The organism is Streptomyces sp. NBRC 109706, assembly GCF_000974485.1.
Lineage (GTDB): Bacteria > Actinomycetota > Actinomycetes > Streptomycetales > Streptomycetaceae > Streptomyces.
In genome coordinates this window covers 142,913-169,253 of record NZ_BBOM01000009.1, presented here as the reverse complement: position 1 = coordinate 169,253, position 26,341 = coordinate 142,913, and the positions used below count along the sequence as shown (strand labels likewise).

Sequence of the window (26,341 nt, the reverse complement as noted above, 5' to 3'; positions counted from 1 at the left end):
CGGGTCATCTCCTTCGATCACGCGGAAACCTCCCGGGTCAGGGCGGCCAGGGCGTCGAAGCCGATGCCGTCGAAACCCGTGATGGAGCTGGCCAGTCGGTTGCGCAGCGGCGCCGTCCAGCGGCTGGGCAGCGCCTCGGGGGCGCCGGCCAGCGCGCCGGCGATGGAGCCGGCCGTCGCCCCGTTGGAGTCGGTGTCCAGGCCCCCGGCCACGGCCCGGCAGATGGACGCGGTGAAGTCACCGTCCGCATGGGTGAGCGCGGCGGCCAACAGCGCGGCGTTGGGCAGCACATGCACCCAGTGGTGGTCGGCGAACCGTGCGTGCAGCAGATCGACCACGGTGTCGAAGTCGGCATGCGCGCGGGCCGTTTCGATGCCAAGCGCCACGGCGGCGGCGTAACGGGAGCCGGGCGGAACGACGTTGAGCCCGGCCGCCAGGCAGCCGTGCACGTCACTCGCCCCGCCGACCGCCTCCGAAACCACGGCGGCGACAAACATCGCCCCGTAGACGCCGTTCGCGGTATGCGTCAACACCGCGTCCCGATGGGCTAGTTCGGCTGCGGTCGCCGGATCGCCGGGATGGGTCCAGCCGAACACATCGGCGCGGATCTGGGCGCCGATCCACTCCCGGAACGGATTGCGGAACGTCGCCGTCGCGGGCGGCTCCACACCGGTCAACAGATTGCGGTAGGCGACCCGTTCGGCGGTGAACGTCCGCCCGGCCGGCAGCTCGTCCAGCCACAGCCCGGCGACCTCGGCGGTATCGAACCCGTCGCCGTGCCGGCGTAGCAACAGCAGCCCGAGCAACGGGTAGTTGAGGTCGTCGTCCTCGGGGGCGCCGTCGATGGTCTCGGCCAGCGAGGTGGGCGCCGAACGGCGGTTCCAGGGATAGGCGGCGGCCAGCTCGGGCGGCACGCCCCTGGCGGTGAACCAGTCGTTCAGCGGCCAGTTCCCCGTCGCCCTGGCCAGCGCCCTGATGCCGGTCAGCGGCAGCTTCTCCACCGGCTTGCCCAGCACACAGCCGGCCGCCCGCCCCAGCCAGGCCGCCGCCAGCCTCGGCACCTCCGCCGGCGCCGAAAGCACCGGCCGCGCCGGCCAGTCGGGGCAGGCCGCCCGGATGGCGGCAAGCTCCGTCGGCTCCCGCCGCGCCGTCGGCACGGCGAGCGCCGCCAGCTCGTCAAGCGTCCGCTCGGCCAGCAGGCGCAGCGCGGGCGACGCCGGGCTCCGCGAGGCCCCGGCCCGCGCCGGGGCCGGCGCCCCGCCGGCGGCCAGCCAACGGTCGGCGACCGCGCCGGCGTCCCGGCCGTCCTGCGCGGCCTGCGCCAGCTCGTGCCCCACCAGATCCTCCGGCTGCACCCAGGTCAGCCGCAGCGCGCCCGTCATGGCGCCTCGGTGAGCGTGGCGAACGCGGCCTCGTGCGCCCGGCGGCGCGCCACATCCCGGGCGAACACCTCGCGGGCCACCTCGGTGAGTGCCACCGACGGCCCGTGCAGATCCAGCCGGCTGGCCCGGCTCACCTCGGCGCTCCACTCCTCCGGCACCGCCCGCTCGCCGCGCAAAGCGCCGACGATCGCCCCGCTCATGGTGGCGATCGAGTCACAGTCCCGGCCGTAGTTCACCGAACCCAGCACGGTCTGGCGGAAGTCGCCGCCGCCGACCAGCACCATGCCCAGGGCGACGGGCAGTTCCTCGATGGCATGCAGCCGGGACGGCCGCCGGGCGCCGAGCGAGGGCTTGCGGTAGTCGGGGCCGACCGTGTCGAACGGCGCGACGGCCGCCCGGAGCGGAGCCAGCGCGGGCTCGAACTCCCGGTAGTCGGCGGCCACTTCGCAGACCGCCTCGATCGCGGCCCGGGTGCCGTCCTTGGCCAGCCCGAGCGCCGTCTCCACCACCGACTCCGGCGTCGCTTCCGGTCGCAGCGCGGCGGCCACCGAGGCGGCGAACACCCCGGCCGCCTCCCGCCCGTAGCTCGACTGATGGGCGCCCGCCACGTCCAGCGCCTCCGCGTAGGCGGCCTCCGGATGCGCCGCGTTGACCACCCCGACCGGCGCCATGTACATCGCCGCACCGCAGTTGACGATGTTGCCGACGCCGGCCTCGCGCGGATCCACATGGCCGTAGTGCAGCCGCGCCACGATCCACTTCTCGGCCAGGAAGATCCGCTGCAACGGCAGTGCCTCCGCCTCCAGTTCGGGAATCCACCGGGGCGTGGTGATCAGCTCGGGCACCAGATGCTCGGCCACCGCGTAGGCGTCGAGATGGTCCCTGACCCGCTCGTAGACCCGCACCAGCGCATGGGTCATCAGGGTGTCGTCGGTGACATGCCCATCGCCCTTGTGATATGGCGCGATCGGCCGGGCGGTGCGCCAGTCGTCCTTGTGGAACGGCTCGACGATGCCCCTGACCCGGCCGCCGTGCCGCTCGACGATCGCCTCCGGCGTCCAACCCTCCACCGGGCCGCCGAGCGCGTCACCCACCGCCGCGCCCACCAGGACGCCGGCCGTCCGCTCCGCCAACGGGGGCCCGCCGGTGCTGAGTTGGGGACGGGACCGACTCCGGCTGACGCGTTGACCCGTGTCCTGGCCCGTGTCCTGGCTCGTGCTTCGACTCATCTGCGGACTCCTTCGGGTGCTGCCGAGTGGGGGGAGGGAAACGAGGTGGTCGATGCGGTGGTCGGTGGGGTGGTCGATGGGGCGTGGATCAGGGCGAGTCGGCCGGCGATCTCCACCAGATCGACGCCCGCCATTCGGGGCAGGGCACAGCCGGCGAGCGTGCGGCAGGCGTCGCGCCAGCTGGCCGGCAGGGCCTCGGCCCCGCCCACCACCCCGGTGAGGGCACCGGCGAGCGCGGGCGCCGAATCTGCCACCCGGGAGAGACACGCGGCGCTCGGCACCGCCTCGGTGACCGCGCCGGCAGCGGCGGTGGCCACCGCGAGCGCGACGGGGACCGTCTCGGCCGCCGCGATGCCGTAGCTGTAGACATGGTCGACGATCTCGTGCTCCAACACCGGGACCAGCGCGAAAGCGTTCCCCGGCAGACCCGGTCTGGCCGCTGCCGCCGCCTGCCCCAACTCCACGGCGCGCAGCGCGTTGCGCCGGATCTCGGTGTCCTCTGGCAGCTGCCGCAGGGCCGCCGCCACACACAGGTCCATCGACTCGCCGCCCAGCGCGGTGGCCACCGCCGCCGCTATGGCGCGGGCGCCGTGCACCCCGTCGTCGTCCTGGGTGTAGCGGGCGTCGAACTCGGCCAGATCAGCGGCGGCTTCGGGGGCGCCGGGGTGCACCACCGCCAGCACGGCCGCCCGCACACAGGCGGCGTCGTCGAAGTAGTGCGGATTGTCGTGCCCGGTCGCCGGGGGCCGCAGCCCCGCCGCGAGATTCCCCAGACCGGCGCGCACCGAGATCCTGGCCCGCAGCGGGATATGCGCCGACTCGATCTCGGCGGCCTGGCTGGCCGCCGCCGCCACCTCGTCGGCCAGGGTGTTCCAGGCCAACGCCAGGGCGGAGCGTACCCGTTGGTCCGCCGGCAGATCACTGCCACCCGACCCCGTCGCGGAGAGCACCGACCCGGCCGTGAACGCCGCCCACTCGGCGTCGTCCGACGGGCCGAGCCGCAGCGGGTCCGGCGGCTGGTTGAGGGCGATCGGGACGGGCAGCGTGGTCGTCGCGTTCTGCTCGGCGAAGGTGTCCAACTCCCGGGTGAGCCGCCGGGTCCAGTCCGGCAGCCGCGTCGCCCGATGCCGCCCCGACGGCCACCCGGCGGCGTCGCCAGCGGCGATCCCGAGTAGCAGCCCCTCCACCCGCGTGCCGCGGTGCGCGGTCACCGCACACCCCCGACGCCCTTGCCGGGCGGGACATGCGGGCCGGCGCCACGGCCCCGGCCGAACTCCCCGGCGACGACGAGCACAGCCACCGGGCCCACCCCGACGGCCGTCGCGCCGCCCGCCGGGCCCTCCGGGACGGTGGCCTGCCGCCGCGCCCGCACGGCGTCCCCCGGACCGGTGGACGGTGCCTCGCCCGCGGCGCCCGGTTCGTTGCCCGCGCGGTCATCCGGGCCGAGGGCTGTCGGCTCCCGCCCGGCTGTCCGGGACGGCTCTCCCGCCCGGCCCGCCGAGGCGGCATCGCCTCGCCCGTCCGCCGGCCCGGTGCCGTGCGTCGTGGTGGGCTCCGGCCCCGCCGGAGGCGTTGCCGCATCGCCTCGGTCGGTGGCCGGAGTCCGTGCCGCCACGACCGCCCCCGGGCCGGCGGCCGGTGCGCCGCCCGCCCGGCCCTCCTGGGCGGTGGCCTGCCGCCGCGCCCGGACGGCGCCCCCGGGGCCGGTCATCGGCCCCTCGCCCGCGCTGCTCCCCGCCCCGGCGGCCGTCGCGCCGCCCGACCGGTCACCCGGTCCTGCGGCCGGGTTGCCGCCCGGGGCGTCCCGTGGGCTGGGCGTCGTCGGCCCGTTTCTCGCCGTCCAGGTCCGTTCTTCTCTCCCCGCCGGAGGCGTCGCCGTCCCCGCCGGAGGCGTCGCCGTCCCCGCCGGAGGCGTCGCCGCACCGCCCCCGTCGGCGGTAGTGGCCGCTTCCGCCGGAGGCGACGGTGGGGTCAACAGGTCGGCTACTTCGAGGACATGGCGGCCGGCCATGGACGGGAGGCAGCTGCCGCTGACCGGGCCGATGGCGGCCGACCAGTCGGGGGGGATCGCGGCGACGCCGCGCAACGCCCCGGCCAGGGCGCCAGCGACCGCCGCCGTGGTGTCCGCGTCGCGGCCCATGTTGACGGCGGTGCCGACCGCCGCGCGGAACTCGCCGCGCGCGGCGGCGAACGCGCCGAACGCCAGGCCGACGGCCTCCGGCGCGAGGTCCGTCCAGGGGTAGCCGCCGATCACCGTCGCGGAGCGAACCGCGCGTTCCACCGACAGCCGGGTGGCCGCCGGATCGTGGCGGGCGCGGCGCGCCGCCGACACCGCGCGATGCAGTGATCTGGCCGTCCAGGAGTCCTCGGGGACCACCGAGAGCGCGGCCTGGACCACCACGTCCGGCTCGTGGCCGACCATGGCGGCGGCCACCCCGGCGGCGACCGCCCGTCCGCCGTAGATGCCCTCGCCGTCGTGCGAGACGGTGCCGTCGATGGCGACCAGCCGGGCCGCCTCGGCTGGTCGGCCGGCCGCGAAGACGCCGAACGGCGCGGCCCGCATGGCCAGTCCGTCGCTCCAGGCGTGCCGGTGCTGTGCCGAGATCGGCGCGGCCAGGCCACGGCGGAGGTTCTCCAGGGTGCCGCGTTCGCTGAAGCCCGCGCCCCGGAACGGGCCCTCGTCCCGGTCGGCGATCAACTCGTGCCAGGCCGACTCGACCTGGGCGACGGTCAGTTGGGAGCCGTGCCGGGCCAGGAGCAGCCCGGAGAAGATGGCGTACTCGGTGTCGTCGGTGCCGGCCGGGTCGTCGCGGACAAAGCCGTCGATGCGGCCCCAACGCTCCCTGATCTGGGAGGGGGTGAGGTTTTCCGCCGGTGCGCCCAGCGCGTCGCCGACGGCCAGGCCGAGCATCGCGCCCCTGGCGCGGTCGCGGGGCACGATCGGTTGCCCCGGCGGCGTGGGCGACGGCCGACGTGGTTCGGGAGCGGGAACGAGGCTGACACTCATGGTGTTCGTGCTCATTTCTGGGTTGTGCGGGGCCGCGCGACGAGGGCGCCGGCGCCGGTGAGGGGCGGCGCTACCGCTGATAGCGGTCGAGGATCCGGTTGCCGTCGTCGGTGAGCTTGTCCCGAAGCGTGTCCAGATCGCTGGCCCCGCCGTAGTACTCCTGCAGGGCGGGGGTGGCGATCTTGTCCTTCCATTCCGGATAGCCGCGCACCCCGAGCACCGGGGAGGGGCGCAGCTCGCTCGCTATTCGGGTCCCGGTGCGCCAGCCGTGCTCCTCGGTCTCCAACGCCGGGTCGGCCAGGGCCTGTTGGCTGGTCGGGAGCATCCAGTCGCCCCGGGCGAGGGCCACCTGGTGTTCGGGCCGGGTGAGGAAGGCGATGAAGTCGGCCGCGGCCTGCTGATGGACGCTGTCCCGGGCGACGGAGAGCGTCTGGGGTGCGACGCCCTGCGCCAGGCCGTGTTGTGGTCCGCCGCTCGGCATCGGCAGCACCGTCCAGTCGAAGCCGTCGGGCGCCTGCTGTGAAATCTGCTGTCGGAAGGAGAAGTTGAGCGGCAGCATCGCGTAGCGGCCGGCGAAGAAGCCGGGCAGGGTGTCCGAGCCGGACATGCCCAGGCCCCCGCGTGCGGCGGTGCCGTCCTCGTGGATCTGACGGTGGATCAGTTCGGCGACGGCGGAGTCGGCCGGATCGTAGCGGACCTCGTTCCTGCCGTCCCGCCGGGTGAACACCTCGCCGCCGGTGGAGAGCGAGAGGTTGATGGTCTGGGCGACCGGCTCCTTCAGCGACCAGGCGACGCCATAGGTGTCGGCCTCGCCGTCGCCGTCGGTGTCCCGGGTCAGTCGTTCGCTGACCTCCTCGAACTCCGTCCAGCTCCAGGGCTCTTCGGGGGTGGGCAGCCGCACCCCGGCGCGTTCCAGCAGCGCGGTGTTGGCGACCAGCACCCGGGGTTCCTGGAGGAACGGCACCCCGTGGATACCGCCCTCGTAACGGGTGGTGGACCAGGAGGCGTCGGGGATGTCGGCGAGGAGGTCGGTGGGCAGCAGCGGCGTGAGGTCGGCGAGGAAGCCGCCGTTCGCGAAGTCGGTGAGATCGGAGGCGTCGTTGTGGATGACATCCGGCGCCTCGCCGCCCTCGAAGGCGGTCAGCAGATGGTCGTGGATATTGTCCCAGGAACCCTGGACATAGCGGACCCGCACCTCGGGGTTGGCCGCGTTCCACTCCTCGACGAGCGCCTCGTTGGCCGCCACCGACTCCACCTGCCAGGCCAGGCTCAGGAACTGAAGGGTGACCCGGCCGTCGTCGTCCGACGGGCCGCCGCCGCAGCCGGCGACCCCGAGCAGCGCCAACGCCAGGATGCTCGTGGCGAGTTGGCGACGGGTGCGGCACCTCATGCCTTCACCGCCCCGGCGAGCATCCCGCTGACCAGGCGCCGCTGGAGCAGCGCGAAGAACAACAGGCTGGGCAGCGTGGCCAGCAGCGCGGCCGCGGCCAGCGGGCCCAGGTCGGCGACGCCCTCCGCGCCGATGAAACGGGTCAGGATCACGGACATCGTCTGCTTCTCCGGAGACTTGAGCAGGACCAGGGCGAAGAAGAACTCGTTCCAGGCGGTGACGAAGGAGAACATCAGCGTGGCGACCAGACCGGGCGTCAGCAGCGGCAGCACCACGCTGGTCAACGTCCGCGACCGGCTGGCACCGTCCATCGCGGCGGCCTCCTCCAGGGAGATCGGCACCGCCTTCACATAGCCCTGCAACATCCACAGCGAGAACGGCAGGTTCCACACCACATAGACGATGACCAGGCCGGGAAGCTGGTTGATCAGCTGGAGATTCCGCAGCACCAGGAAGAGCGGGATGATCACCAGAACGAACGGGAACATCTGGCTGATCAGGATCCACACCGTGCCGGCCCGGCTGATCCGGGAGCGGTAGCGGACCATCACATAGGCAGCCGGCACCGCGATGGCCACCGAGATCAGCGCTGAACTGGTCGCCACCACCAGGCTGTTGAGCGCGGAACGGAGCAGCGGCTGGGCGTCGAAGGCGGCCCGGAAGTTCTCCAGGCCCGGATCCCCGGGGATCCAGCTCGGGTCGATGGAGCCCAGCTCCTGGGGCGACTTGAGCGAGGTGGAGAGCAGCCACAGCAGGGGAAAGCCGAGAAAGACCAGATAGCACAGCAGCGCCAGATACTGCCCGGTGCGGCCGGCCCCTCTGAGCAGCCTGCGGCGGGCCGGTGGCCTGGAGACGGGGCGCTTCGCCGCCGGCGTGGGGTCGGTGCGGCTCATCGCGCGTCCTCCCTGAGCTTTCCGCGCAGGAACAGCACAAGCAGCACCGCGATCAGGGCGATCATCGCCAGCCCCATCGCCGCCGCATAGCCGTACTGGCCGTACTTGAACGCCTCCTCGTAGGCGAAGAGCGACGGCAGCCGGGTGCGGCCGCCGGGACCGCCCTGGGTCAACACATAGATCAGACCGAAGGAGTTGAAGTTCCAGATGAAGTTGAGCGCGGTGATCGCCAGCACCACGGGGCGGATCGCCGGCCAGGTGACCGTGGCGAACCGGCGCCAGGCCCCGGCACCGTCCAGCGCCGCCGCCTCCCGCAGCTCAAGCGGCACGTTCTGCAGGCCGGCCAGCAGCACCACGGTGGTCCCTGGCATGCCTGCCCAGACGCCGACCACGATCACGGCGGGCAGCGCCAGCGTCATCGAGGAGAGCCAGCCCACCTGCCCGTCGATCAGGCCGAGTCGGCCGAGTGTCTGGTTGAGGATGCCGGCGTCCTGGTGGTACACCAGCCGCCACATGACGCCGACCACCACCTCGGGCATCGCCCAGGGCACCAGCGCCAACGTCCTGGCCAGCCAGCGGAACCTGAGGTTCTGATCCAGCAGCAGCGCCAGCCCCAGGGCGAGCAGGAACTGGAGGGCGGTGACCGAGCACGCCCAGACCAGACCGATCCGGAAGGACTCCCAGAACAGCGAGTCGTGCCGGAGATCGGTGAAGTTCAGCACTCCCACGAACTGGGTGGGCGAGGTGCGGCCCGCCTGGGCGTCGGTGAAGGCGAGGGAGACCGCATAGAGTAACGGGCCCACGCTCAGTATCAGGATGGGTAACAGGGCGGGAAGCAGCAGAAACCAGGCACCCCGGTCCAGGCCCAGTGCACGCTTGCGCTGCGCGGGCGTTCTGGGCGGCGGGGTCCCGCGACTGCCCGGGACGACCTTGGCCCGGGGCTTGAGCAGACTCATGGGGTCCTCAGGGGATCGGGTCGGTGCGGGAACGGGCGGCCGGCGCCGTGGAGGCGCGGACGACCAGCCGAGGCAACGCCGTCGCGGTTTGGTGCGCTCCGCGCGCGGCGGCGGAGTCGGGTTCGGCCTCGGTGCCGGCGTCGGTTTCGGGGCCGGCCTTCGGCGCCGGCCGTTCGGGTGGGTGGTCGTCGAGCCGTTGGAGCAGCAACTCGGCGGCGCGGCGGCCGCGTTCGGAGGAGCCGAGGTCGACGCTGGTCAGTGGTGGCCAGCCGGCGCGCGCCAACTGGCTGTCGTCCATCCCGGCCACCGCCAGGTCCTCGGGTATGCGCAGCCCACGGGCGAGCAGCGCGTGCGCCGCGCCCAGCGCGAGCTGGTCGTTGGCGCAGAAGACCGCGTCCGGCCGGGCGGGCAGCAGTCGCCGGACGGCCTCCGCCCCGGCCTCGATGCCGAACTCGGTGTGGACGACCAGCCTCTCGTCGTAGGGCAGGCCGCATTCGGCGAGCGCGCCGCGATAGCCCAGGCCCCGGTTGTGGCCCGGCACGGTGTCCGCCGGGCCGTTGACAAAGGCGATCCGGCGGCGGCCGGTGGCGTGCAGATGCCGGACCGCGAGGGCGGCGCCGGCCACCGAGTCGGCCCGCACGCTGTCCACCGGCACGCCCGGCGGCGGCGAGCCGATCACCACCACGGGGCCGGCGGCCCGGCCCAGGGCCTCGACATGCGCGTCGGTGATCCGGATCGGGCAGAGGATCAGCCCGTCGCTGGTGCGGTCGGCGAGGCTGCGCAGCACCGCCAGCTCGTCCTCGGCCACCGCGTCCGTCGAGTGCAGCAGCAGCCGGTATCCGGCGGCCTTGGTGACCTCCTGGATGGCGCGGACCATCGCCACATAGACGGGATTGCCGATGTCCGGCATGGCGAAGGTGAGTTGACGGGTTCTGCCGTCCTTGAGGGAACGCGCCACCGCGTTGGGCACATAGCCCAGCTCGGTGGCGGCTCGCCGGACCCGTTCCGTGGTGTCCCGGCGCGCGCCCTGCCCGTTGAGCACCCGGGACACCGACGCGATGGAGACTCCGGCGCGTTCGGCGATGGAGACCATGGTCGGCTTCGCGCTGTTCGCCACGCTCTTGTCTCCTTGTCCCGGTAGTTCCGGCCTTTTGGGCTGTCTGTTCCGAAGTGCTGTGGAATGGCAGGGTTTTCGTAAACGTTTCCAGCTGCTGGAATCGTTTACAGATGCTGAGGGTCGCGGTTGTGTGCGTCAAGAGGGCGTCAACTATGGGGCGTTTACCCGGGTATGGGGCGAGCAGTCGCCGCGTACACCCGTGCGCCGGCGTGCGCCGCTCCGCATGCGCCGGCGTGCGGGCGTTTGACGGACCGACGGCCCGCGTCGCACCCTGGTGAGTGAACACTCACCCACCCTCTTGTGAAGGGCGTGACCCATGAGGATCGCCGTACTCGGCGCCACCGGGGGCACCGGTCGTCAGCTGGTGCGCCAGGCCCTGGCGGCGGGGCATCAGGTCACCGCCGTCGTGCGGGACCGGGCCAGGATCGCCGATGCCTCGGAGATATCGGACACCCGGGCGCTCGATATCGCCGAGGTGCCGGACCAGACCCAAGTCGCCGAGCTGGCCGAGGCGTTCGCCGGCCAGGATGCCGTGCTCTCCGCATTGGGCACCACCGGGCGTCAGGCGGGCGCCGTCGCCGCGGTGACCGGCGCCGCCCAGGCGGCGATGGCCGCCGCCGGCGTGCGACGGCTTGTGGTGGTGAGCGCGGCCCCGGTGGGGCCGATGGCCCGGGGCGAGGGTCTTGCCTACCGCGCGCTGCTGCACCCGCTGATCAGCCGGGTGTTCCGCGCGGTCTACCGTGATCTGGCCGCCATGGAGGAGGAGTTGCGCGGCGGCGGCGCCGACTGGACGGTGGTCCGGCCGCCCCGGCTGTTGGACGGGCCGCTGACCGGCGTCTACCGCACGGCGCTCGGCGCCAATGTGCTCGGCGGCCGCACCATCGCGCGCGCCGATCTTGCCCATGCCATGCTCGCCGCGCTGGACGCCGAGGAGACGGTGGGGCAGCCGCTCGGCGTCGCCTACTGACCGGCTCCGCTCCGGCGTCCCCGTTATTCACGGGTGGCGCGCCCGGTCGTCATCTAGGCTCTCGCCTCATGTCCGATCCGATCGCCAGGCGTCCTGACGTCGACGCCGAACTGCTGCGCATTCAGGGTTTCTTGACCGCCTTCGCCCGCCGACAGGCCCCGCGCGTCACCCCGCTGCCCGGTGGGTTCGCGGTGCGCGACGACGCGTTGCCGCACTCGCGTGCCGACAACCAGATCGTCCTCGACCAGCCGTCCGTGGACGCCGCGTCGCTGCCGGCGCTGGCCGACGAGGCGCTGGCCGGGCTTCCGCACCGGCTGATCAGCGTCTTCCACGACCAGGTCGGTCTCGCCGTCGCGCCGACGCTGGTCGAGGCCGGCTACGAGCATGCCGTCAGCCTGTTGATGCTGCACACCGGCCAGGTGCCGCCGGCCGGCAGCACCAAGCGTGAGGCTGAGGAAGTGGACCTCGAAGTGCTGCGTGGTCCGCTCGCCCGCCGCTGGCGCGGCTTTCTCCCGGAGGCCGAGGACGAGGCGATCCGTCAGCTGGTGGACCGCCGGCTCGCCCGCCGACGCGGCGCGGAGGCGGTGCACTTCATCGCGTCCCGCGCCGAGGACGGGGAGGCCGCCTGCTGGGCGGACCTCTATCTCGATCGGACCACCGGGGTGGCACAGATCGAGGATGTGCTCACCGACGAGACGCGGCTGCGGCAAGGCCATGGGAACGCGGTGCTGGCCGAGGCGCTGCGCCGGTCCGAGGCCGCCGGCTGCGCCACCCGTTTCCTGATCGCCGAGGCCGACGACTGGCCCCGTCACTGGTACGAGCGGCTGGGCTTCACCACCATCGCGCACGCGCACTCCTTCGAACGCGGCTGAGGCGGGGAACCCGCCCGGCACCCCCGACGGCCGGGGCCGTCGGGGGCACGGGGGTCAGGAACCCGTCGGGCTCAACTCCGGCTCGTGCGGTCCCGGTTGGTGGCCGGCCGCCGGCTGGTCCGGCGCCTCGCCGATCGGCCGCAGCTGGCGCAGCGCCCGGACGGCCACCAGCGACAGGGCGAGCACCACACCGGCGGCGATCAGGGCGATGACCCCGGAACCGCTGGTGAACGCCTCCCGTGCGGTGCTCAGGAACTCGTCCCCGACGTCGCCCGGCAGCGCCTCGACGACCGCCACCGCCCCGGGGAGGCTGTCCTCGGCGAGCGCGGCGGCCTCCTGCGGCAGACCGTCCGGGCTGGTACCGGACATATCGGAGCGGTAGACGGCGGCACCCACGCTGCCCAGTACCGCGATGCCCAGCGCCATGCCCAGTTCGGTGGAGGTCTCGGAGAGCGAGGAGGCCGCTCCCGCCTTCTCCGGCGGGGCCGAGCCCAACACCAGATCCGTGCCCAGCACCATCGCCGGCGACAGTCCGGTCGACGCGATCAACAGCCCCGCCACGCCCCAGGCCAGCGAGCCGGCGTCCCAGGACATCATCAGATAGCCGATCGCCGACACCGCGAAACCGGCGCCCACCACCCGGCCCGGGGGGATGCGGCGCGCCAGCATGGGCGACAGCACCGAACCGACGATCATGCCGGCCGTCATGGGCAGCATCCACAGCCCCGCCCTGAGTGTCGACATGCCCTGCACCAGCTGGAGGCCCTGGATGAAGAAGAGCATCACGCCGCCGGAGGTGAACGTGGCCGCCAGCAGCAGGGCGAGGGCGGCGCTGAAGGAGCCGTTGCGGAAGAGCTTGATATCCATCAGCGGCGCGGGAAGGGAACGTTGCCGCCGCACAAAGAGCAGGCCCATCAGCGAACCGAACATCAGCGAGGCCAGCGGCAGCGGTTCAAGCCCCTCCTTGGCCAGTTCCTTGATGCCGTAGATCAGCGGGATCATCGCGGCCAGCGACTGGCCGACGCTGATCGGGTCCAGCCGGCCCGGCTTGTCGTCCCGGTACTCGGGCAGCAGCAGCGGCGCGGTGATCAACAGCACCACCATCACGGGGACGCCCAGCAGGAACACCGAGCCCCACCAGAACGTCTCCAGCATCACCCCGCCCAGCACCGGGCCCACGGCCGCGCCGGCGGAGAAGCAGATGATCCACACGCCGATCGCCATCGACCGCTGTTTCACGTCCTTGAACATGTTGCCGATCAGCGCCAGGGTGCTGGGCATCAGCGTCGCTCCGGCGACGCCCAGCAGGGCCCGGGTGATGATCAGCATCAGCGGCGAGCTGGCGTAGGCCGCCACCACCGAGGCGACACCGAACGCGGTCGCCCCGATCATCAGCAGCTTCCGCCGCCCGATCCGGTCGCCCAGGGTGCCCATCGTCACCAGAAAGCCGGCGATCATAAAGCCGTACACATCGAGGATCCACAGCAACTCGCTGCTGGTCGCCCCGAGATCGGCGCTCAGATGCGGTGCCGCCAGATGCAACACGCTGATGTCCAGCGCCAACAGCAGCGTCGGGAGTGCCAGCACCCCCAGCCCCACCCACTCGCGCGTTCCGGCCCGCTCCGTGGCCTCCGCGACACTCATCGCACGGTCCTTCCCCTGAGAACATCGGTCACCCGGCAGGCGCCAGAACGGACCTGGCGGCACGCAGATCGGGTCTAGCATCCCTGCCGGGCCCGCTTATTCCCCAACCGTTTTCCCCGCCGCCGCAGCCCGGCCGGGAGGCGGTGACCGTGGCGCGATCAGTCGACGGTGCCGCCGCCGGCCTCGATCAGGTGGAGCAGGGCCGCCGCGTCCCGGCTGACCCGCTCGGGCCGGCCGGGGCGGAGCAGCCCGCCGGCCCTGTCGCCCCAGCCGGGGGAGACGTGGTAGCGGGTGCCGCGCAGCCGTAGCCGGAGGGTCCGGCCGCCTGTCCAGCGGACCCGGGCGGCGCCGACCTCCGTCACGGGGGCGCGTTCGATCAGTCGGCCCCTGCTGTCGAGCAGGGTCAAGGTGCCGTCGGCGACGGTCACTTGGCCGTGCTGGGCGACCGGCCGCACTCCCCTGCCGATCGCCACCTCGTTGAACTCATGGGTTTCCGCGTGGTGTTGGTCCTCTCCGGTGTTCATGGTGGGACGCTCCCTCCCGGGTCGTCGGCGGGCCCTGCTGGCCCAGGAGGGAACGGGTACCCGGTGACGCGCCTCGTGAGACGGTGCGTCACCGGGCGCTGTGGCTAGGGGAGTTCGCTCACGGCGAGCTGGCGTTGGGCGAGATGGCGGAGGTAGACGTCGAGGTCCAGCGGGTTGCCGTCCGTGCGGGGGCGGGTCGGGGGTGCCTTGTGCACCGGGCGGTCGCCGCCGGGGCGTGCCCCGTGTGCGGCCTCGCCCCGGGTCAGCCCCGGCAGGGCGGTGGTGATCCGGGGCGCGAGCCGGGTGGGCACCTCGACGGTGAGCGCCCAGGCGTCGCCGGCCTCGGCCGAGTCGAGGATCCGGCCGCCATGGCCGGCCAGCTGGCCGCTGACCGCGCTCAATGTGTCGGGCGGGATCTCGATCTCCAGGGTGAGACAGGGCTCGAAGACCGTGGTGCCCGCCGCCTGGAGGGCGCGCAGCAGCACGATCGGGGTGAGGCCCCGGAAGTCGGCGGCCGTGCTGGCCGGGGCGTGCTGCCCGGCGCGGAACAGCGTCACCGCGCAGTCCGTCACCTCCCAGCCGGCCAGCCCCTGCCGCAGGGTGCGGAAGACGCTCTCCTCGATGGCGCGGTGGAAGGCGGCGGGCATCACGCCCCGTTCGGCGCGGTGCACAAAGCGCACCCCGCTGCCGGGTGCGGTGGGTTCGACGCGGAGCCCGACGGTGGCCCAGAAGTCGTTGTGGGCACGGGGGTTCAGTTCCTGGGCGGCCGCGCCGACGCCGTTGGGGCGCTCGAAGAAGACGGGGGTGATCGGCGCGAAGACGGCCCGCAGGCCGAAGTCCCTGGCCAGCCGATCCGCGATCACCTCGCGTTGCACGGCGCCGTAGAGCAGCACCGAGGTGGTGCCCTGGGCGTCGCTCCGGGTGCGGATCAGCGGGTCCTCGTCCGCCAGCGCGGTGAGCGCGGCATGCAGCGCGACCTTCCGCTCCGGATCGGCCGGCCGGACCACCGTCTCCAGACTGGGGGGCGCGAAGTGGGTGCCCGTCGACTCCCGTGGTGGGCGGCCGAGTTGGTCCCCGATCCGCACCCGGGGCAGCCCGTGGAGGCGGGCGATCTGGCCGGCGCGCAGCCGGCCCCCGGCCCGGGCGCCCGGCTCTCCCTCGGCCGCGATCACCTCGATGCGGCTGATCCGTCCGGTGAACTCGCTTGTCCCGCCGTCCGGTTCGCGGCGGTGGAAGGCGATCCGGCGGCGCGCGGCCAACTCGCCGTCGAAGAGCCGCAGATAGGCCGCCTTCTCCCCGGTCGCGGTGCGTTCGACGGCGAAGACCGTGCCGCTCGGCGGCGCCTGGGGGTCGGTGGCCGGCGGACGGAGCAACGTCCGTAGCGCGTGGACGAGTTGTGCGCTGCCCTGGCCGGTGAGGGCCGAGCCGCAGAGCACCGGATGCACCAGCCCGGCCTCGGTCTGCTCGACCAGCGACGCGTGCAACGTCCTGGCGGACGGCGGGCGTTCGTCGACCAACGCGGCCAGCAGCGTCTCGTCGTGCTCGGCCAGCACGGTCGGATCCGGGGGGCGCGGCAGCGCGCGGGCCCCGGGGGTGCCGGGATCGGTCACGGTGCTCAACGGGACGGGGTGCGGGGCGAGCCGCGCCCTGATGTCGTCCAACAGCGCTTCGGGGCGTGCCCCGGGGCGGTCGATCTTGTTGAGGAACAGCAGGGTGGGCAGCCCGAGCCGGCGGAGCGAGCGCATCAGCACCCGGGTCTGGGCCTGCACGCCTTCCACGGCGGAGAGCACCAGTACGGCGGCGTCCAGCACGGAGAGGGCGCGCTCGACCTCGGCGATGAAGTCCGGGTGGCCCGGCGTGTCCACGAGGTTGACCTGCAGGTCCTCGGTGGTGAACGTGGCGACGGCGGAGCGGATGGTGATCCCGCGTTCGCGCTCCAACGCACCGCTGTCCGTACGGGTGTTGCCGGCGTCGACGCTGCCCAGCTCGGGGATGGCGCCGTTGTCGAACAGCAGGCGTTCGGTGAGGCTGGTCTTACCGGCGTCGATATGGGCCAGCACTCCGATGTTCAGGGTCTTCGGGTGGGAGTTCGGGGGGAGGTTCGGGAGCAAAGCGGTCCTCGGGCGTCAGGGAGGGAACAAGGGGTGTGGTGACTGCTCCGAGGTGACGCCGCATCCCGTTCTCCCTTACCTCCGCCGGCGGGGTCCGCATCCGGTGTCCCCGCCTGCTCGTTCTTCGTTCCCTGGGCGTGGGCCCGCCGGGCAGGTTACCCGGACCAGCGGTGAGCGCCAGCGAATAACGGGCGGTGTTCCGGCGCGGCACCCGTCCTTGGTGTTCTGTCTAGTGCTGGATAAAGTGTCTTAGCCGGGTTGCCGGTGCTGCCGGTGCCGCCGGTGCTGCCGCGAGGAGAGGAGCCCCCGTGTCATCCAGCGAGCCACCCGCCGCGCCCCGTCTGGTCGACGCCAGATCGGGCCGGGACTATGCCGTCGATCCGCTGCGCTGGCGCGGCGACGACGGGGCGCCGCTCACGGTCTCCCCGCTGCCGGCGCCCGCCCCCGGCGCGATCGACACCGGCGAGCGCTCCCTCTGGCGCTACCGCGCCGCCCTGCCGGCCGCCGCCTCCGTCGGCGCCCCGGTGAGCCTGGGCGAAGGCCGCACCCCGCTGCTCCGACGCGACTGGCGGGGCGGCCCGTTGGCGTTCAAGCTGGAGTGGTTCAACCCCACCGGCAGCTTCAAGGACCGGGGCACCAGTGTCATGGTCAGCGCCCTCGCCGGCGCCGGCGTCGCCGAGGTCATCGAGGACAGCTCGGGCAACGGCGGCTCCTCGGTCGCCGCCTACTGCGCCGCCGCCGGCATCAGGGCGGAGATCCTGGTGCCCGAGGGCACATCGCCGGCCAAGGTCACCCAGACCAGGGCGTTCGGCGCCCGCGTCACCACCGTCCCCGGGGACCGGGACGCCACCTCGGCCGAGGCGGTCCGGCGGTCCGCGCACACCCCCTACGCCGGCCACAACTGGCATCCGTTCTTCCTCCAGGGCACCAAGACCCTCGCCTACGAGCTGTGGGAGGACCTTGGCTTCGAGGCGCCCGACGCGGTGGTGACGGTCGCCGGCGCCGGCAGCCTGGTCCTCGGCTGCGATCTGGGGTTCGGCGAGCTGCTGGCCGCCGGGCTGATCCCCCGCCTGCCCCGGCTGCTGGTCGCCCAGCCCGCCGCCTGCGCCCCGGTGCACGCGGCGTTCCAGGGCGTCGAGCCGCCGTCGTTCGGGCCGACGATCGCGGAGGGCACCGCGATCAGGGAGCCCGTCCGGCTGCCCGAGGTGGTGGCGGCCGTGCGTCGCTCCGGCGGGGACACCGTGGCCGTCCCGGAGGAGCGGATCGTCGACGCGGTAAGGGAGTTGGCCGCCGCCGGGCTGTATGCCGAGCCGACCAGCGCCACCGCCGCCGCGGCCGTCGACGTGTTCCGCGAGCGCGGCGCGATCCGCCCGGGCGAGCGCACGGTCGTGGTGCTGACGGGCACGGGACTCAAGGCGTCGGGCGTGCTGACGGGCCTCTTCCCCGCGCCGGAGGAACGATGAGCGTTCCGGCCGGAAGCGCTTCGGCCGGCGGCCGCGAGGGCGAGGACGCGCTGCTGCTGCGCGAGGCGGAGAAGGTCGTCACCGCCATCGGTCGCATGTTCCCCGGGCTGTGCGAGGTGGTGCTGCACGATCTGCGCGATCCCGAACGCGCCGTGCGCACCATCGAGAACAACCTCTCCGGGCGGGCGGTCGGCGATCCGGCCACCGAGCTGGGCCTGGCCCGCATCGCGGACCCGGCGTACCCGGATGTGCTGCAGAACTACCCCAACCGCTTCCCCGACGGGCGCCCGGCCAAGAGCACATCGATCGGCATCAGGAACAGCGCGGGCGACTATGTCGCCGCCATCTGTCTGAACCTGGACGTCTCGCTCTTCGCCGTGGTCTCCAGGAGTCTCGCCCAGCTGGTCGCGACCGAGGAGCCCGACCGCCCGGTGCGGGAATCGCTCAACAGCCGGAGCACCGGCGAACTCCGCAGCGCCGTCGAGGAGTTCGCCAGTGCCCATGGCCAGACGCCCCGTGGACTCGGCGCCACGGCCCGCAGGGAGCTGGTCCGCTCGCTCCGGGCCAGGGGCTTCCTCGAAGTCAGACACTCGGTGCGTACCCTGACCGACCTGCTGGGCGTATCCCGGGCCACCGTCTACAACGATCTGCGCTGAGCACCACCCCCCGAACCGGTCAGGGCCGGTCAGGGCCGGGGCCCAAACGTCCCCCGGGTCACCGGGTGTTCGGGGGTGGCCGAAACGGTGTCCAGCGGGCCCGACTCGACCAGTCGTCCCGCGTCCAGCACGGCGACATCGTCGGCGAGCGCGGCGGCCACCGCCGGATCGTGGGTGATCAGCAGCACCGCGCCGCCGTCCGCCAGCACCTCGGCGAGCAGCTTGCGGATGGCGTCCCGACTGGTCGGGTCGAGGCCCGAGGTGATCTCGTCGCAGAGCAGCACCTCGGGACGGGTGAGCAACGCTCGGGCCAGCGCGGCCCGTTGCAGCTCCCCGCCGGAGAGTCCAGGGGGCCGACGGCGGGCCGTCGCCGGGTCCACCCCGGTGCGGGCCAGGGTCGCCAGCGCCCGCTCCTCGGCCTCGGCGCGGGACTGCCCGCGCAGCCGCACGGCGCCGCGCGCCACCTGGTCCAGGACCGGACGGTAGGCGTCGAACGAGGCCCTGGCGTCCTGGAACACATACTGCACGCCGGCCAGTTGGGCCCTCTCCCGGTCGCGCAGACCGTGCGCGAGGGCGCGCCCCGCCAGGCTGACCTCGCCGGACCAGCGGTGGTGCAGCCCGGCCAGACAGCGCGCCAGGGTGGTCTTGCCCGAGCCGGAGCGGCCCAGCACGGCCAGGCAGCGGCCGGCGTCCAGCCGTAGCGAGAGCGGGTGCAGCACCGGCTCCGAGGTCCGTCGGCCATGCCAGGCGGTGAGCCCGGTCACAGCCAGCAGCGGCTCCCCGCCCGAACCGCCCGCCTCGCCCGCCTCGCCCGCCGGCCGGGCGGCGCGCGGCACCGGCGCGGTCGGCGGCGTCAGCAGCTCGTCCGCCGGCCCCGCGTCCACCACCCGGCCCTCCGCCAACAGCACCACCTCGTCGGCCAGTTCGTCGACCGCCGCCAGATCGTGGCTGAGCAGCAGCAGACCCGCGCCCCGGTTCAGCAGCGTCCGCAACTCGGCCAGCACGCGTCGTCTGGTCAGCGGATCGAGCCCGGTGGTCGGCTCGTCGGCGACCACCACCGGCGCCCCGGAGAGCAACACCTGGGCCAGCACCACGCGTTGCTGCTGTCCGCCGGAAAGCTGATGCGGATGGCGCCTGACCACCACATCGGGCTCCGGGAGTTGCGCCGCGAGCAGCGCCTCGCGCACCCGCCCGGCGCGCTCCCCGCGCCGGCCGCCGGCGCGGCGCGCGATATCGCCGAGCAGCGCGCCGGACCGGCGCGCCGGGTTGAGCGCGGCCGACGGCTGCTGCGGCACATAGCCTGCCCGGCCCGAGACGGAGACGGTACCGCTGACCCGGGCGCCCGCCGGATGCTCGCCCAACAGGGCAAGCCCCGTGGTGGACTTGCCGCTGCCCGAGGGGCCGAGCAGCGCGGTGCAGCGGCCGGCCCTGACGGTGAGCGAGACACCGTCGAGCAACGCCCGGCCGGCCACCTCGATCCGTAGCTCATCGACGCGCGCCACGATGTCGGACATCGTCCGCCGCCTCCTTCCCGGCCGGTGGCCTTCGGGCCAGCACGGCATCGCACACCAGATTGGTGCCGGTCGTCAGGGCGACGATCAGCAGCGCCGGCACCACCACGGCCCAGGGCTGGACCATCAGCCCGGTCCGGTTCTGGTCCACCATCACCGCCCAGTCGGCGGCGTCCGGGCCCACCCCGACGCCCAGAAACGCTGCGGTCGCGACCAGATACAGAACACCCGTGAGGCGCACCCCGGCGTCGGCGGCCAGCATCCGCAGCATCGCCCGGCCCACATGGCCGAAGGCCAACCGCCACCAGCCCTCGCCCAGCATGCGCAGCGCCTCGACCGCCGGACGGGCCGCCACCTCGGCGGCACCGGCGCGCACCATCCGCACCGCGTCCGGCACATTGACCGCGGCCACGATCAGCGCCAGGCCCACCGTCCCCGGGTCCAGGAGGGTGCCGGCCATCAGCACCAGCAGCAGCGAGGGGATCGCCAGCAGCACGTCCAACGGGCGGACCAGCGCCTCCTCCAACCAGCCGCGCCGGGTCAGCGCGGCGGCCAGCCCGATCGGCAGCGCCAGCAGATACGCCAACGCGGTCGCGGCGAGCGCGGTCAGCACCACCGAACGTCCACCCCACAGCACCTGGTGCACCACATCCCGCCCGCTGTGGTCGGTACCCAGCCAGTGCCCGTCGCCCAGCGTGAACGAGACCCCGCGCGGCCCCGCGTCCCCGGCGATCCAGGGCCCGACCAGCGCCAACGCCAGCGGCACCAGCAACAGCGCCATTCCCGTCGCCAGTTGGGCGAGTCGCGCCCGTTGCGCGGGTTCGCCGGGGTGGCGCTGGTCGGGGTCGCCCGTCCGGCCCGTCATGCGATCACCGAGGCCCGGGGGGCGAACCGGCGGGTCACCAGATCGGCGGCGAGGTTGACCAGCACGGTGACCAGCCCGAAGACCACGGCCAGCCCCTGGATCACCGGCAGGTCACGGGCGGACACCGCGTCGACCAGCACCGTGCCCAGGCCCGGGATCACAAACAGCGTCTCCACCACGATCACCCCGGACAGCAGCCAGTCGCAGGTACGGGCCAACTGCTGGGCGGCCGGGATCACCGCGTTGGGCAGCGCGTGCGCCCAGCGCACCCGCCATTCGGGGACGCCGAACCTGCGGGCCTGCGCCACCGGCGGCGAGGCCAGCGCCTCGATCATGCCGGCCCGGACCAGCCGGCTGATCGAGCACACCGGACGGGCCAGCAGCACCAGCACCGGCAGCACCAACACGGCCGGCTCGCCGATGAGTTCGGCGCCCGGGCCGATCGCGGTCGGCGGCAGCCAGCCGAGCCGCAGCGCGAACACCGTCACCAGCAGCACGCCCAGCGCGAACTCCGGCAGCGCGTAGACGGCCAGGGTCACCCCGCTGATCAGCCGATCCGCCGGGCCGCCCTCCCGACGGGCGGCCAGCACCCCGAGGCCCACCGCGACGGGCACCAGCAGCGTCAGCGTCAGGAGCGCCAGCGTGAGCGTGGCGCCCATCCCGTCCGCGAGATAGGACGTCACCGGGCGGCCGGTCACCAGCGAGGTGCCCAGATCGCCCCGGAGCAGTCCGCCGATCCAGTCGGCCAGCCGCTCGCCCGCCGACCGGTCGAGTCCCATGGACTCCCTGATCAGCGCGACCCGCTCCGGGTCGGGCTGATCGCCGGCCAGGGCCACTGCCGCGTCGCCCGGCAGCGCCTCGGCGAGGGCGAAGACCAGCAGGACCACGCCGACGACCTGCACCAGTCCGAGCAGCAACCGGCGGACGAGCCAGGCGCGTTGATCGGTCACGCCAGCCACACGCGGTCGAAGCGCGCCCAGTCCAGGGTGTTGGCCGGCGCGTCCTCGGCGACCCCGCGCACCCGGTTGGCGGTGCCGACGATCCAGTCGGCAAAGCCCCAGATCAGAAACCCGCCCTCGGCGTGCAGTCGGCGCTGCATCCGCTCATAGAGCGCGCCTCGTTCCTCGTCGTCCCGGGTGGACTGGGCCTGCTGGTAGAGCGCGTCGAAATCGTCGTGCCGCCACTGACTGGCGTTGGTCGGGGAGTCCCGCAACAGCCGCTGGGATATGTGCGATTCGATGGGCATGGCGCCCGACCGGGTGCAGGCCAGCACCCCGGAGTCCAGCGTGTCGCTCCAGTAGGTGTCCGCGCTGCCCACCCGCACCTCGATGTCCACCCCGGCGCGGGCGGCCTGCTCCTTGAAGATCTCGGCCGACTCCAGGAAGCCGGTGGCCACCGGCGAGGTGTCCAGCTGGACGGTCAGCCCCTCGCCGTGCCCGGCCTCCCGCAGCAGTCGCCTGGCCCGGTCCAGATCCTGGGTGCGCTGGGGGAGTTGGTCGGCGTAGTACCGGTAGCCCTTGCCGAAGAGGTCGTTGCCGATCTCGCCGGCGCCGGAGAGCGCCCCGTCGATCAGTTCCTGGCGGTCTGCGATCAGAAAGAACGCCTCCCGCACCCGGGGGTCGTCGAACGGCGGCCGGTCGGTCTTGAGCACAAAGCCCTGCATCGTGCTGTTGGGAAGCCGCACGATGCGCAGTTGATCGCCGTCCTGATGGGCTCGGGCGGTTGTCGGGTTCAGTTCATGGGCGTACTCGACCTGTCCGCCGAGCAGCGCGTTCACCCGGGCCGACTCCTCGTCGGCCACCAGGAATTCGACCCCGTCCAGCAGCGGGGCGCCCTCCCAGTGGTCGTCGAACCGCTCCACGGTCAGCGACCGGCCGGGGGTGAAGGAGACAAAGCGGAACGGCCCCGAGCCCACCGGCCGGTCGAACTCCTCGGCGCCGTCCGGCACCACATAGGCGCCGAAGGCGGCCAGCACATGGGGAAAGTCGGCGTAGGGACGCTTGAGCCGGAAGACGACGGTGCGTTCGTCCGGCGCCTCGCTGGCGTCCAGGTCGATCGGTTCGAGCGAGCTCTTCGCCCGGAAGGCGCGGTCCGGGTCGGCGATTCTGCGGTAACTGTGCAGCACATCGGCGGCGGTGACCGGGCTGCCGTCGTGCCAGCCGGCCTCGCGCAGGGTGACCGTCCAGACGTCCAGGCCCTCGTTCGGCTCCCAGCGTTCGGCCAGGCGCGGCTGGGCGGACAGATCGGAGCCGAAGTCGGCGAGCTTGTCGAAGAGCGCCTTGGCGCGGGCCGCGTCGGCGAAGAGGTTCACCAGATGCGGGTCCAGGGTCTCGTTGGTGCCGCCGCCGGCGAAGGCGGCGCGCAGCGTTCCGCCGGGTCGGGGGGTGCCCCGCTCGGCGTCGTCCGCGGGGTCGCCCGAGGCGCCGGGGCCGGTGCAGCCGGCCATGGCCAGGGCGCCGCCGGCGGCGGCAACGGTCAGCAGGGTACGGCGAGTTGGGATGGGGAGTGGCATGGGTGGTTCGTTCCTCGGATGAGTCGGGGGTGGTGCGGTCCTCGCCGGTCAGGCGTCGAGCCTGGCCACCAGATGGAGCCGGTCGCCATCGGCTGAGCCGGTCGGCGGGGGCCCGTCCTGGCGCCAACGCGGTTCGGTGCGCGGCCCAGGGCCGTCGTGGAGTTCCAGCACCCGGAAACCGGCCGTGGCCAGCAGCGCCCTGAGTTCCTGGGGGAAGAGCAGCCGCCAGGCGGAGTGCTGCGCCACCGGCGGGGAGCCGTCGTCGGACCGCCACACCCGCAGGCGGCGCAGGAGTTGCGCGGACCGGTCCAGCCGGAGCGTGGTGGTCGCGGTGTGACGGACGCCCGCCCAGTCGAGCGTGAAGGTGCTGGGAGCGTCGAGAAGTTCGGTGCGGCCCAGAAAGAAGGCACCGTTACGCATCTCGGCGATCAGCAGCCCGCCCGGCGAGAGCGCCCTTCGGCAGCTGTCCAGAAAGCCGGCCAGCTCCTCGTTGCGGTGGCAGTGGAGCAGCGCGCTGTCCAGGCAGAGCACCGCGTCCACCGGCTGTTCCAGGGTGAACTCCCGCAGATCCGCGCGGAGATGACGCGGCCCCGGATGGTGGGCGCGGGCATACGCCAGCATGCTGGGCGCCAGGTCGAACGCGGTGACCCGCCAGCCGGCGCGGTGCAGATGGGCCGCGTCCCGGCCGGTGCCGCAGCCGGCGTCCAACACCCGGGGGCCGGACCGGTGGCGGCGCAGCACCGCGTCCACCCAGCGGCCGGCGATCCGCTCCGGATCGGGGAACCTGGCCTCGTAGAGCGCGGGTTGCTCGGTCAGGAGGTTGGCGCCGCTCTCCCGGCTCGGGGACTCGTCGGTCATGACGCCCCCCGTCGGGTCGGCGCGGAGCCGGCGGGGGCGGCGGACGCGGAGGGCGCCGGGGCCGGCCCCGGCAGGACGTCGGCACGGCGCAGCAGCAGCGCGCCGCCGGCCGAGAGCAGCCCGATGAGCAGACAGCAGAGCCAGGGCAGCGCGGGCAGTCCGGAACGTTCGCCGAGGTCCGTGGTCCAGCCGACCAGCGCGTTGACGCCGGCGGCCACCAGCCCGGAGATGGCGTAGAACACCCCGAAGTGGGTCCCGGTCAACCGCTGTTGGCCGAAGGCGGGGATCAGCTCCAGCACGAACGGCTGGGCCACCATCAGGCCCAGATACAGCAGCAGCGCGCCGACCAGCACCGGCAGCAGCCGCAGGGCGGCCTGGCCGACCCCGGCCGGCGGGTCGCCGGCCGGAGCCGCGGTGACCAGCAGCGGCGGCAGGAACGCCAGGGCCATCAGGAGCAGCCCGGCGACCAGGGCGCGGCCCCGGTCGCCGCCGGCCTTGAGCCGGGTGGTGAGGCGCAGTTGCAGGGTGAGGCCGAGGACGGTGCCCAGCAGGAACACGGCGCCGGCCGCGCCCGGCACATCGGTGGCGACCCTGGCCCCCTGGGGGAAGAGCAGATAGAGCTGGGTCTCCAAAGCGAAGAGCCCGGAGAAGGCCAGCGAGAAGGCGAGGAAGGCACGGTTGGTCAGCACCTGGCGCCAGTCGCTGAGCACACCGGGGCGCGCGGCGCTGGGCGCGGTGCCCGGCGCGGCCGGCAGCACCAGGGCCTGGGCGACGGTGAGCACGGCGAAGATGCCGGCGGCGGCCAGCGCCGAGGCCCGGAAGTCCACCAGCAGCAACACGCTGCCCAGCACCGGCCCCACCAGGGCGCCGGTGGTGGCGAACACCTGGAAGAGCGCGAAAGCCTCCGCCCTCCGCTCGCCGGCCGAGACCGCGACATAGGCCCGCACCGCCGGGTTGAACAGCGCGCCGGCCAGTCCGCTGAGCAGCGAGGCCACCAGCAGGACCGCCAGCGAGTCGCCCAGCGCGAAGGCCCCGAAGCCCACCGTGCGCAGCGCACAGCCGGCGATGATCACCCGGCGGGGGCCCAGCCGGTCGGCCGCCGAGCCGCCGATCAGAAACAGGCCCTGTTGGCTGAGGTTCCGTGCCCCCAGCACCAGGCCAACGGCGGCGGCCGACATGCCAAGGCCCTCGTCCAGATGGAACGCCAGATAGGGGATCAGCAGATAGAAGCCGGTGTTCACGCCGAACTGGTTGACCAGCAGCAGCTGGACGGCCGGCGGGAGCGTCCGGGTCGCCCTAAGCGTGTGCACGCTGTCCTCCCTCCGCCTGGCCTGCCGCCGGGCGCACCCCGAGCCCGGGACCCGTTCCGGCCCCGACCGTTCCGTCGGCGCCGCCGACGCCCCGCCACGGGTCGTGGGCCAGCAGCAGATGGCCGTCCAGGTCGACCCACCTGGCCCGGTCCACCAGATGGACCGCCGGCGCGATGGACAGCGACGAGCCGGCCTGACAGCCCAGCATCAGCCGGGTGCCGCTGCCGGCCAGCGCGGCGGTGATCTCCAGGGCGCGGTAGACGCCCCCACACTGGGCCAATTTGACGTTCACTCCCTGAACTCGTCCCGCCAGTCGCCGTACCTCGGCGAGCCCGGCGGCATCCTCGTCGGCGATCAGCGGCAGCGGTGAGCGCTCCGCCAGCCGGGCCAGCTCCTCGGGGACGCCCGGCACCGTCGGCTGTTCGACCGCCTCCACGCCCAGCTCCGCCAGGCGTGGCAGCAGGCTCGCCGCCCGCGCCACCGTCCAGGCGCCGTTGGCGTCCACCAGCACTCTGGCGCCGGGGGCCGAGGTCAGCACGGCGCCGATCCGGGCCAGGTCCTCCTCGGGGTCGGGGGAGCCGGCCTTCACCTTCAGCAGTCGGAAGCCGCGCGCCACCAGCCAGCGGGCCTGCGCCGCTGCCTCCTTGGGCCGCACCATGCCCACTGTGCGTGCGGTCGGCGCGGAAGGACGTACCTCCGTGCCCAGCAGCCGATGGACCGGCTGGCCGAGCGACCGTCCCCACAGGTCCAGCAACGCGGCCTCCACCGCGGCCCGGACGGGGGCCGACACCTCGGCCGGCAGCAGCCGGTCCGCGCGCAGCGCTGTCAGCGCCGCCTCGGGGGTCGGCTGCCGCGCCAGCGCGGGCGCCACCTGGCGCCGCAGGGTGCCGATGGCCTCCGGCACCCGCACGCCCAGATAGCGGGAGCCGAGCAGTTCGCCGTATCCGACCTCGCCCGCCACCCGCAGGGCCACCCAGACGGCCTCCCGACGGCTCATCGTCGCGCGGGAGATCCGCAGCGGCTGGCTCAACTCCAGTACAGTGACGCGCGTTTCCAGCGCGATGCCCCGGGCGC

Annotated in this window: 22 protein-coding genes; 4 read left to right on the top strand and 18 right to left on the bottom strand. The window is 73.6% G+C overall.

The annotated features are described in order from the left end of the window. Window positions 1-17: 17 nt before the first annotated feature. From AOM46_RS20265 to AOM46_RS20230, 8 genes are all read right to left on the bottom strand, one after another. Window positions 18-1,382 (bottom strand): ADP-ribosylglycohydrolase family protein, encoded by a 1,365-nt coding sequence (locus tag AOM46_RS20265; RefSeq protein WP_062214000.1) that lies wholly within the window; start codon window positions 1,380-1,382, stop codon window positions 18-20. Next, the gene (locus tag AOM46_RS20260; RefSeq protein WP_062213999.1) at window positions 1,379-2,611 is read right to left on the bottom strand and encodes an ADP-ribosylglycohydrolase family protein; all 1,233 of its coding nucleotides are present in this window, start codon (window positions 2,609-2,611) and stop codon (window positions 1,379-1,381) included. Before AOM46_RS20260 ends, AOM46_RS20265 begins: the two co-directional genes overlap by 4 nt. After that, complete coding sequence (locus AOM46_RS20255; protein WP_078857026.1) at window positions 2,608-3,822, bottom strand: ADP-ribosylglycohydrolase family protein; 1,215 nt, start codon at window positions 3,820-3,822, stop codon at window positions 2,608-2,610. Before AOM46_RS20255 ends, AOM46_RS20260 begins: the two co-directional genes overlap by 4 nt. After that, on the bottom strand, window positions 3,819-5,618 hold the full coding sequence (locus AOM46_RS32340; RefSeq protein ID WP_078857025.1) for an ADP-ribosylglycohydrolase family protein: 1,800 nt from the start codon (window positions 5,616-5,618) through the stop codon (window positions 3,819-3,821). Before AOM46_RS32340 ends, AOM46_RS20255 begins: the two co-directional genes overlap by 4 nt. Before the next feature lie 70 nt (window positions 5,619-5,688). Next, the gene (locus tag AOM46_RS20245; protein ID WP_062213998.1) at window positions 5,689-7,008 is read right to left on the bottom strand and encodes an ABC transporter substrate-binding protein; all 1,320 of its coding nucleotides are present in this window, start codon (window positions 7,006-7,008) and stop codon (window positions 5,689-5,691) included. Further along, a complete protein-coding gene (locus AOM46_RS20240) occupies window positions 7,005-7,901 on the bottom strand; it encodes a carbohydrate ABC transporter permease (protein WP_078857024.1) in 897 nt (298 codons plus the stop codon). The genes AOM46_RS20245 and AOM46_RS20240 overlap by 4 nt, the downstream gene beginning before the upstream one ends. Continuing rightward, complete coding sequence (locus tag AOM46_RS20235) at window positions 7,898-8,857, bottom strand: carbohydrate ABC transporter permease (RefSeq protein WP_062213997.1); 960 nt, start codon at window positions 8,855-8,857, stop codon at window positions 7,898-7,900. Before AOM46_RS20235 ends, AOM46_RS20240 begins: the two co-directional genes overlap by 4 nt. A 7-nt stretch (window positions 8,858-8,864) precedes the next feature. Beyond that, window positions 8,865-9,974 carry a LacI family DNA-binding transcriptional regulator gene (locus tag AOM46_RS20230; protein ID WP_062213996.1) on the bottom strand — a complete coding sequence of 370 codons (1,110 nt, stop codon included), beginning with the start codon at window positions 9,972-9,974 and terminating at the stop codon, window positions 8,865-8,867. Between the two features lie 316 nt (window positions 9,975-10,290). Between AOM46_RS20230 and AOM46_RS20225 the strand changes: the two genes are divergently transcribed. After that, entirely contained in the window at window positions 10,291-10,941 is a 651-nt protein-coding gene (locus AOM46_RS20225; protein WP_062213995.1) for an NAD(P)-dependent oxidoreductase, read from the top strand. A 68-nt stretch (window positions 10,942-11,009) separates the two neighbouring features. Beyond that, entirely contained in the window at window positions 11,010-11,813 is an 804-nt protein-coding gene (locus AOM46_RS20220) for a GNAT family N-acetyltransferase (protein WP_062213994.1), read from the top strand. 54 nt (window positions 11,814-11,867) lie between these two features. Here AOM46_RS20220 and AOM46_RS20215 read toward each other — a convergent pair whose 3' ends face one another. The 3 genes from AOM46_RS20215 to AOM46_RS20205 form a co-directional block, all read right to left on the bottom strand. Continuing rightward, a complete protein-coding gene (locus AOM46_RS20215) occupies window positions 11,868-13,457 on the bottom strand; it encodes an MFS transporter (RefSeq protein ID WP_062213993.1) in 1,590 nt (529 codons plus the stop codon). Window positions 13,458-13,615: 158 nt separating this feature from the next. After that, the gene (locus AOM46_RS20210; protein WP_062213992.1) at window positions 13,616-13,981 is read right to left on the bottom strand and encodes a hypothetical protein; all 366 of its coding nucleotides are present in this window, start codon (window positions 13,979-13,981) and stop codon (window positions 13,616-13,618) included. Window positions 13,982-14,085: 104 nt separating this feature from the next. Next, window positions 14,086-16,092 carry a translation factor GTPase family protein gene (locus AOM46_RS20205; protein WP_062213991.1) on the bottom strand — a complete coding sequence of 669 codons (2,007 nt, stop codon included), beginning with the start codon at window positions 16,090-16,092 and terminating at the stop codon, window positions 14,086-14,088. A gap of 308 nt (window positions 16,093-16,400) precedes the next feature. Between AOM46_RS20205 and AOM46_RS20200 the strand changes: the two genes are divergently transcribed. Both AOM46_RS20200 and AOM46_RS20195 read left to right on the top strand, forming a co-directional pair. Continuing rightward, the gene (locus AOM46_RS20200) at window positions 16,401-17,555 is read left to right on the top strand and encodes a threonine synthase (protein ID WP_199824028.1); all 1,155 of its coding nucleotides are present in this window, start codon (window positions 16,401-16,403) and stop codon (window positions 17,553-17,555) included. Then, window positions 17,552-18,211 carry a transcriptional regulator gene (locus tag AOM46_RS20195; RefSeq protein ID WP_062213990.1) on the top strand — a complete coding sequence of 220 codons (660 nt, stop codon included), beginning with the start codon at window positions 17,552-17,554 and terminating at the stop codon, window positions 18,209-18,211. The genes AOM46_RS20200 and AOM46_RS20195 overlap by 4 nt, the downstream gene beginning before the upstream one ends. Window positions 18,212-18,240: 29 nt before the next feature. Here the strand turns inward: AOM46_RS20195 and AOM46_RS33375 are convergent, their stop codons facing one another. The 7 genes from AOM46_RS33375 to AOM46_RS20160 form a co-directional block, all read right to left on the bottom strand. Continuing rightward, window positions 18,241-19,725, bottom strand: a complete 1,485-nt coding sequence (locus AOM46_RS33375) for an ABC transporter ATP-binding protein (protein ID WP_062214373.1) — start codon at window positions 19,723-19,725, stop codon at window positions 18,241-18,243. Then, on the bottom strand, window positions 19,697-20,503 hold the full coding sequence (locus AOM46_RS33370) for an ABC transporter permease (RefSeq protein WP_067226460.1): 807 nt from the start codon (window positions 20,501-20,503) through the stop codon (window positions 19,697-19,699). Before AOM46_RS33370 ends, AOM46_RS33375 begins: the two co-directional genes overlap by 29 nt. A gap of 80 nt (window positions 20,504-20,583) precedes the next feature. Further along, a complete protein-coding gene (locus AOM46_RS20180; protein WP_062213989.1) occupies window positions 20,584-21,537 on the bottom strand; it encodes an ABC transporter permease in 954 nt (317 codons plus the stop codon). Further along, complete coding sequence (locus AOM46_RS20175) at window positions 21,534-23,099, bottom strand: ABC transporter substrate-binding protein (protein ID WP_062213988.1); 1,566 nt, start codon at window positions 23,097-23,099, stop codon at window positions 21,534-21,536. The genes AOM46_RS20180 and AOM46_RS20175 overlap by 4 nt, the downstream gene beginning before the upstream one ends. A 48-nt stretch (window positions 23,100-23,147) precedes the next feature. Next, on the bottom strand, window positions 23,148-23,957 hold the full coding sequence (locus AOM46_RS20170) for a bifunctional 2-polyprenyl-6-hydroxyphenol methylase/3-demethylubiquinol 3-O-methyltransferase UbiG (protein ID WP_062213987.1): 810 nt from the start codon (window positions 23,955-23,957) through the stop codon (window positions 23,148-23,150). Next, the gene (locus AOM46_RS20165; protein ID WP_062213986.1) at window positions 23,954-25,267 is read right to left on the bottom strand and encodes an MFS transporter; all 1,314 of its coding nucleotides are present in this window, start codon (window positions 25,265-25,267) and stop codon (window positions 23,954-23,956) included. Before AOM46_RS20165 ends, AOM46_RS20170 begins: the two co-directional genes overlap by 4 nt. Then, on the bottom strand, window positions 25,254-26,330 hold the full coding sequence (locus AOM46_RS20160; RefSeq protein ID WP_062214372.1) for a dipeptide epimerase: 1,077 nt from the start codon (window positions 26,328-26,330) through the stop codon (window positions 25,254-25,256). The genes AOM46_RS20165 and AOM46_RS20160 overlap by 14 nt, the downstream gene beginning before the upstream one ends. Window positions 26,331-26,341: the final 11 nt, after the last annotated feature.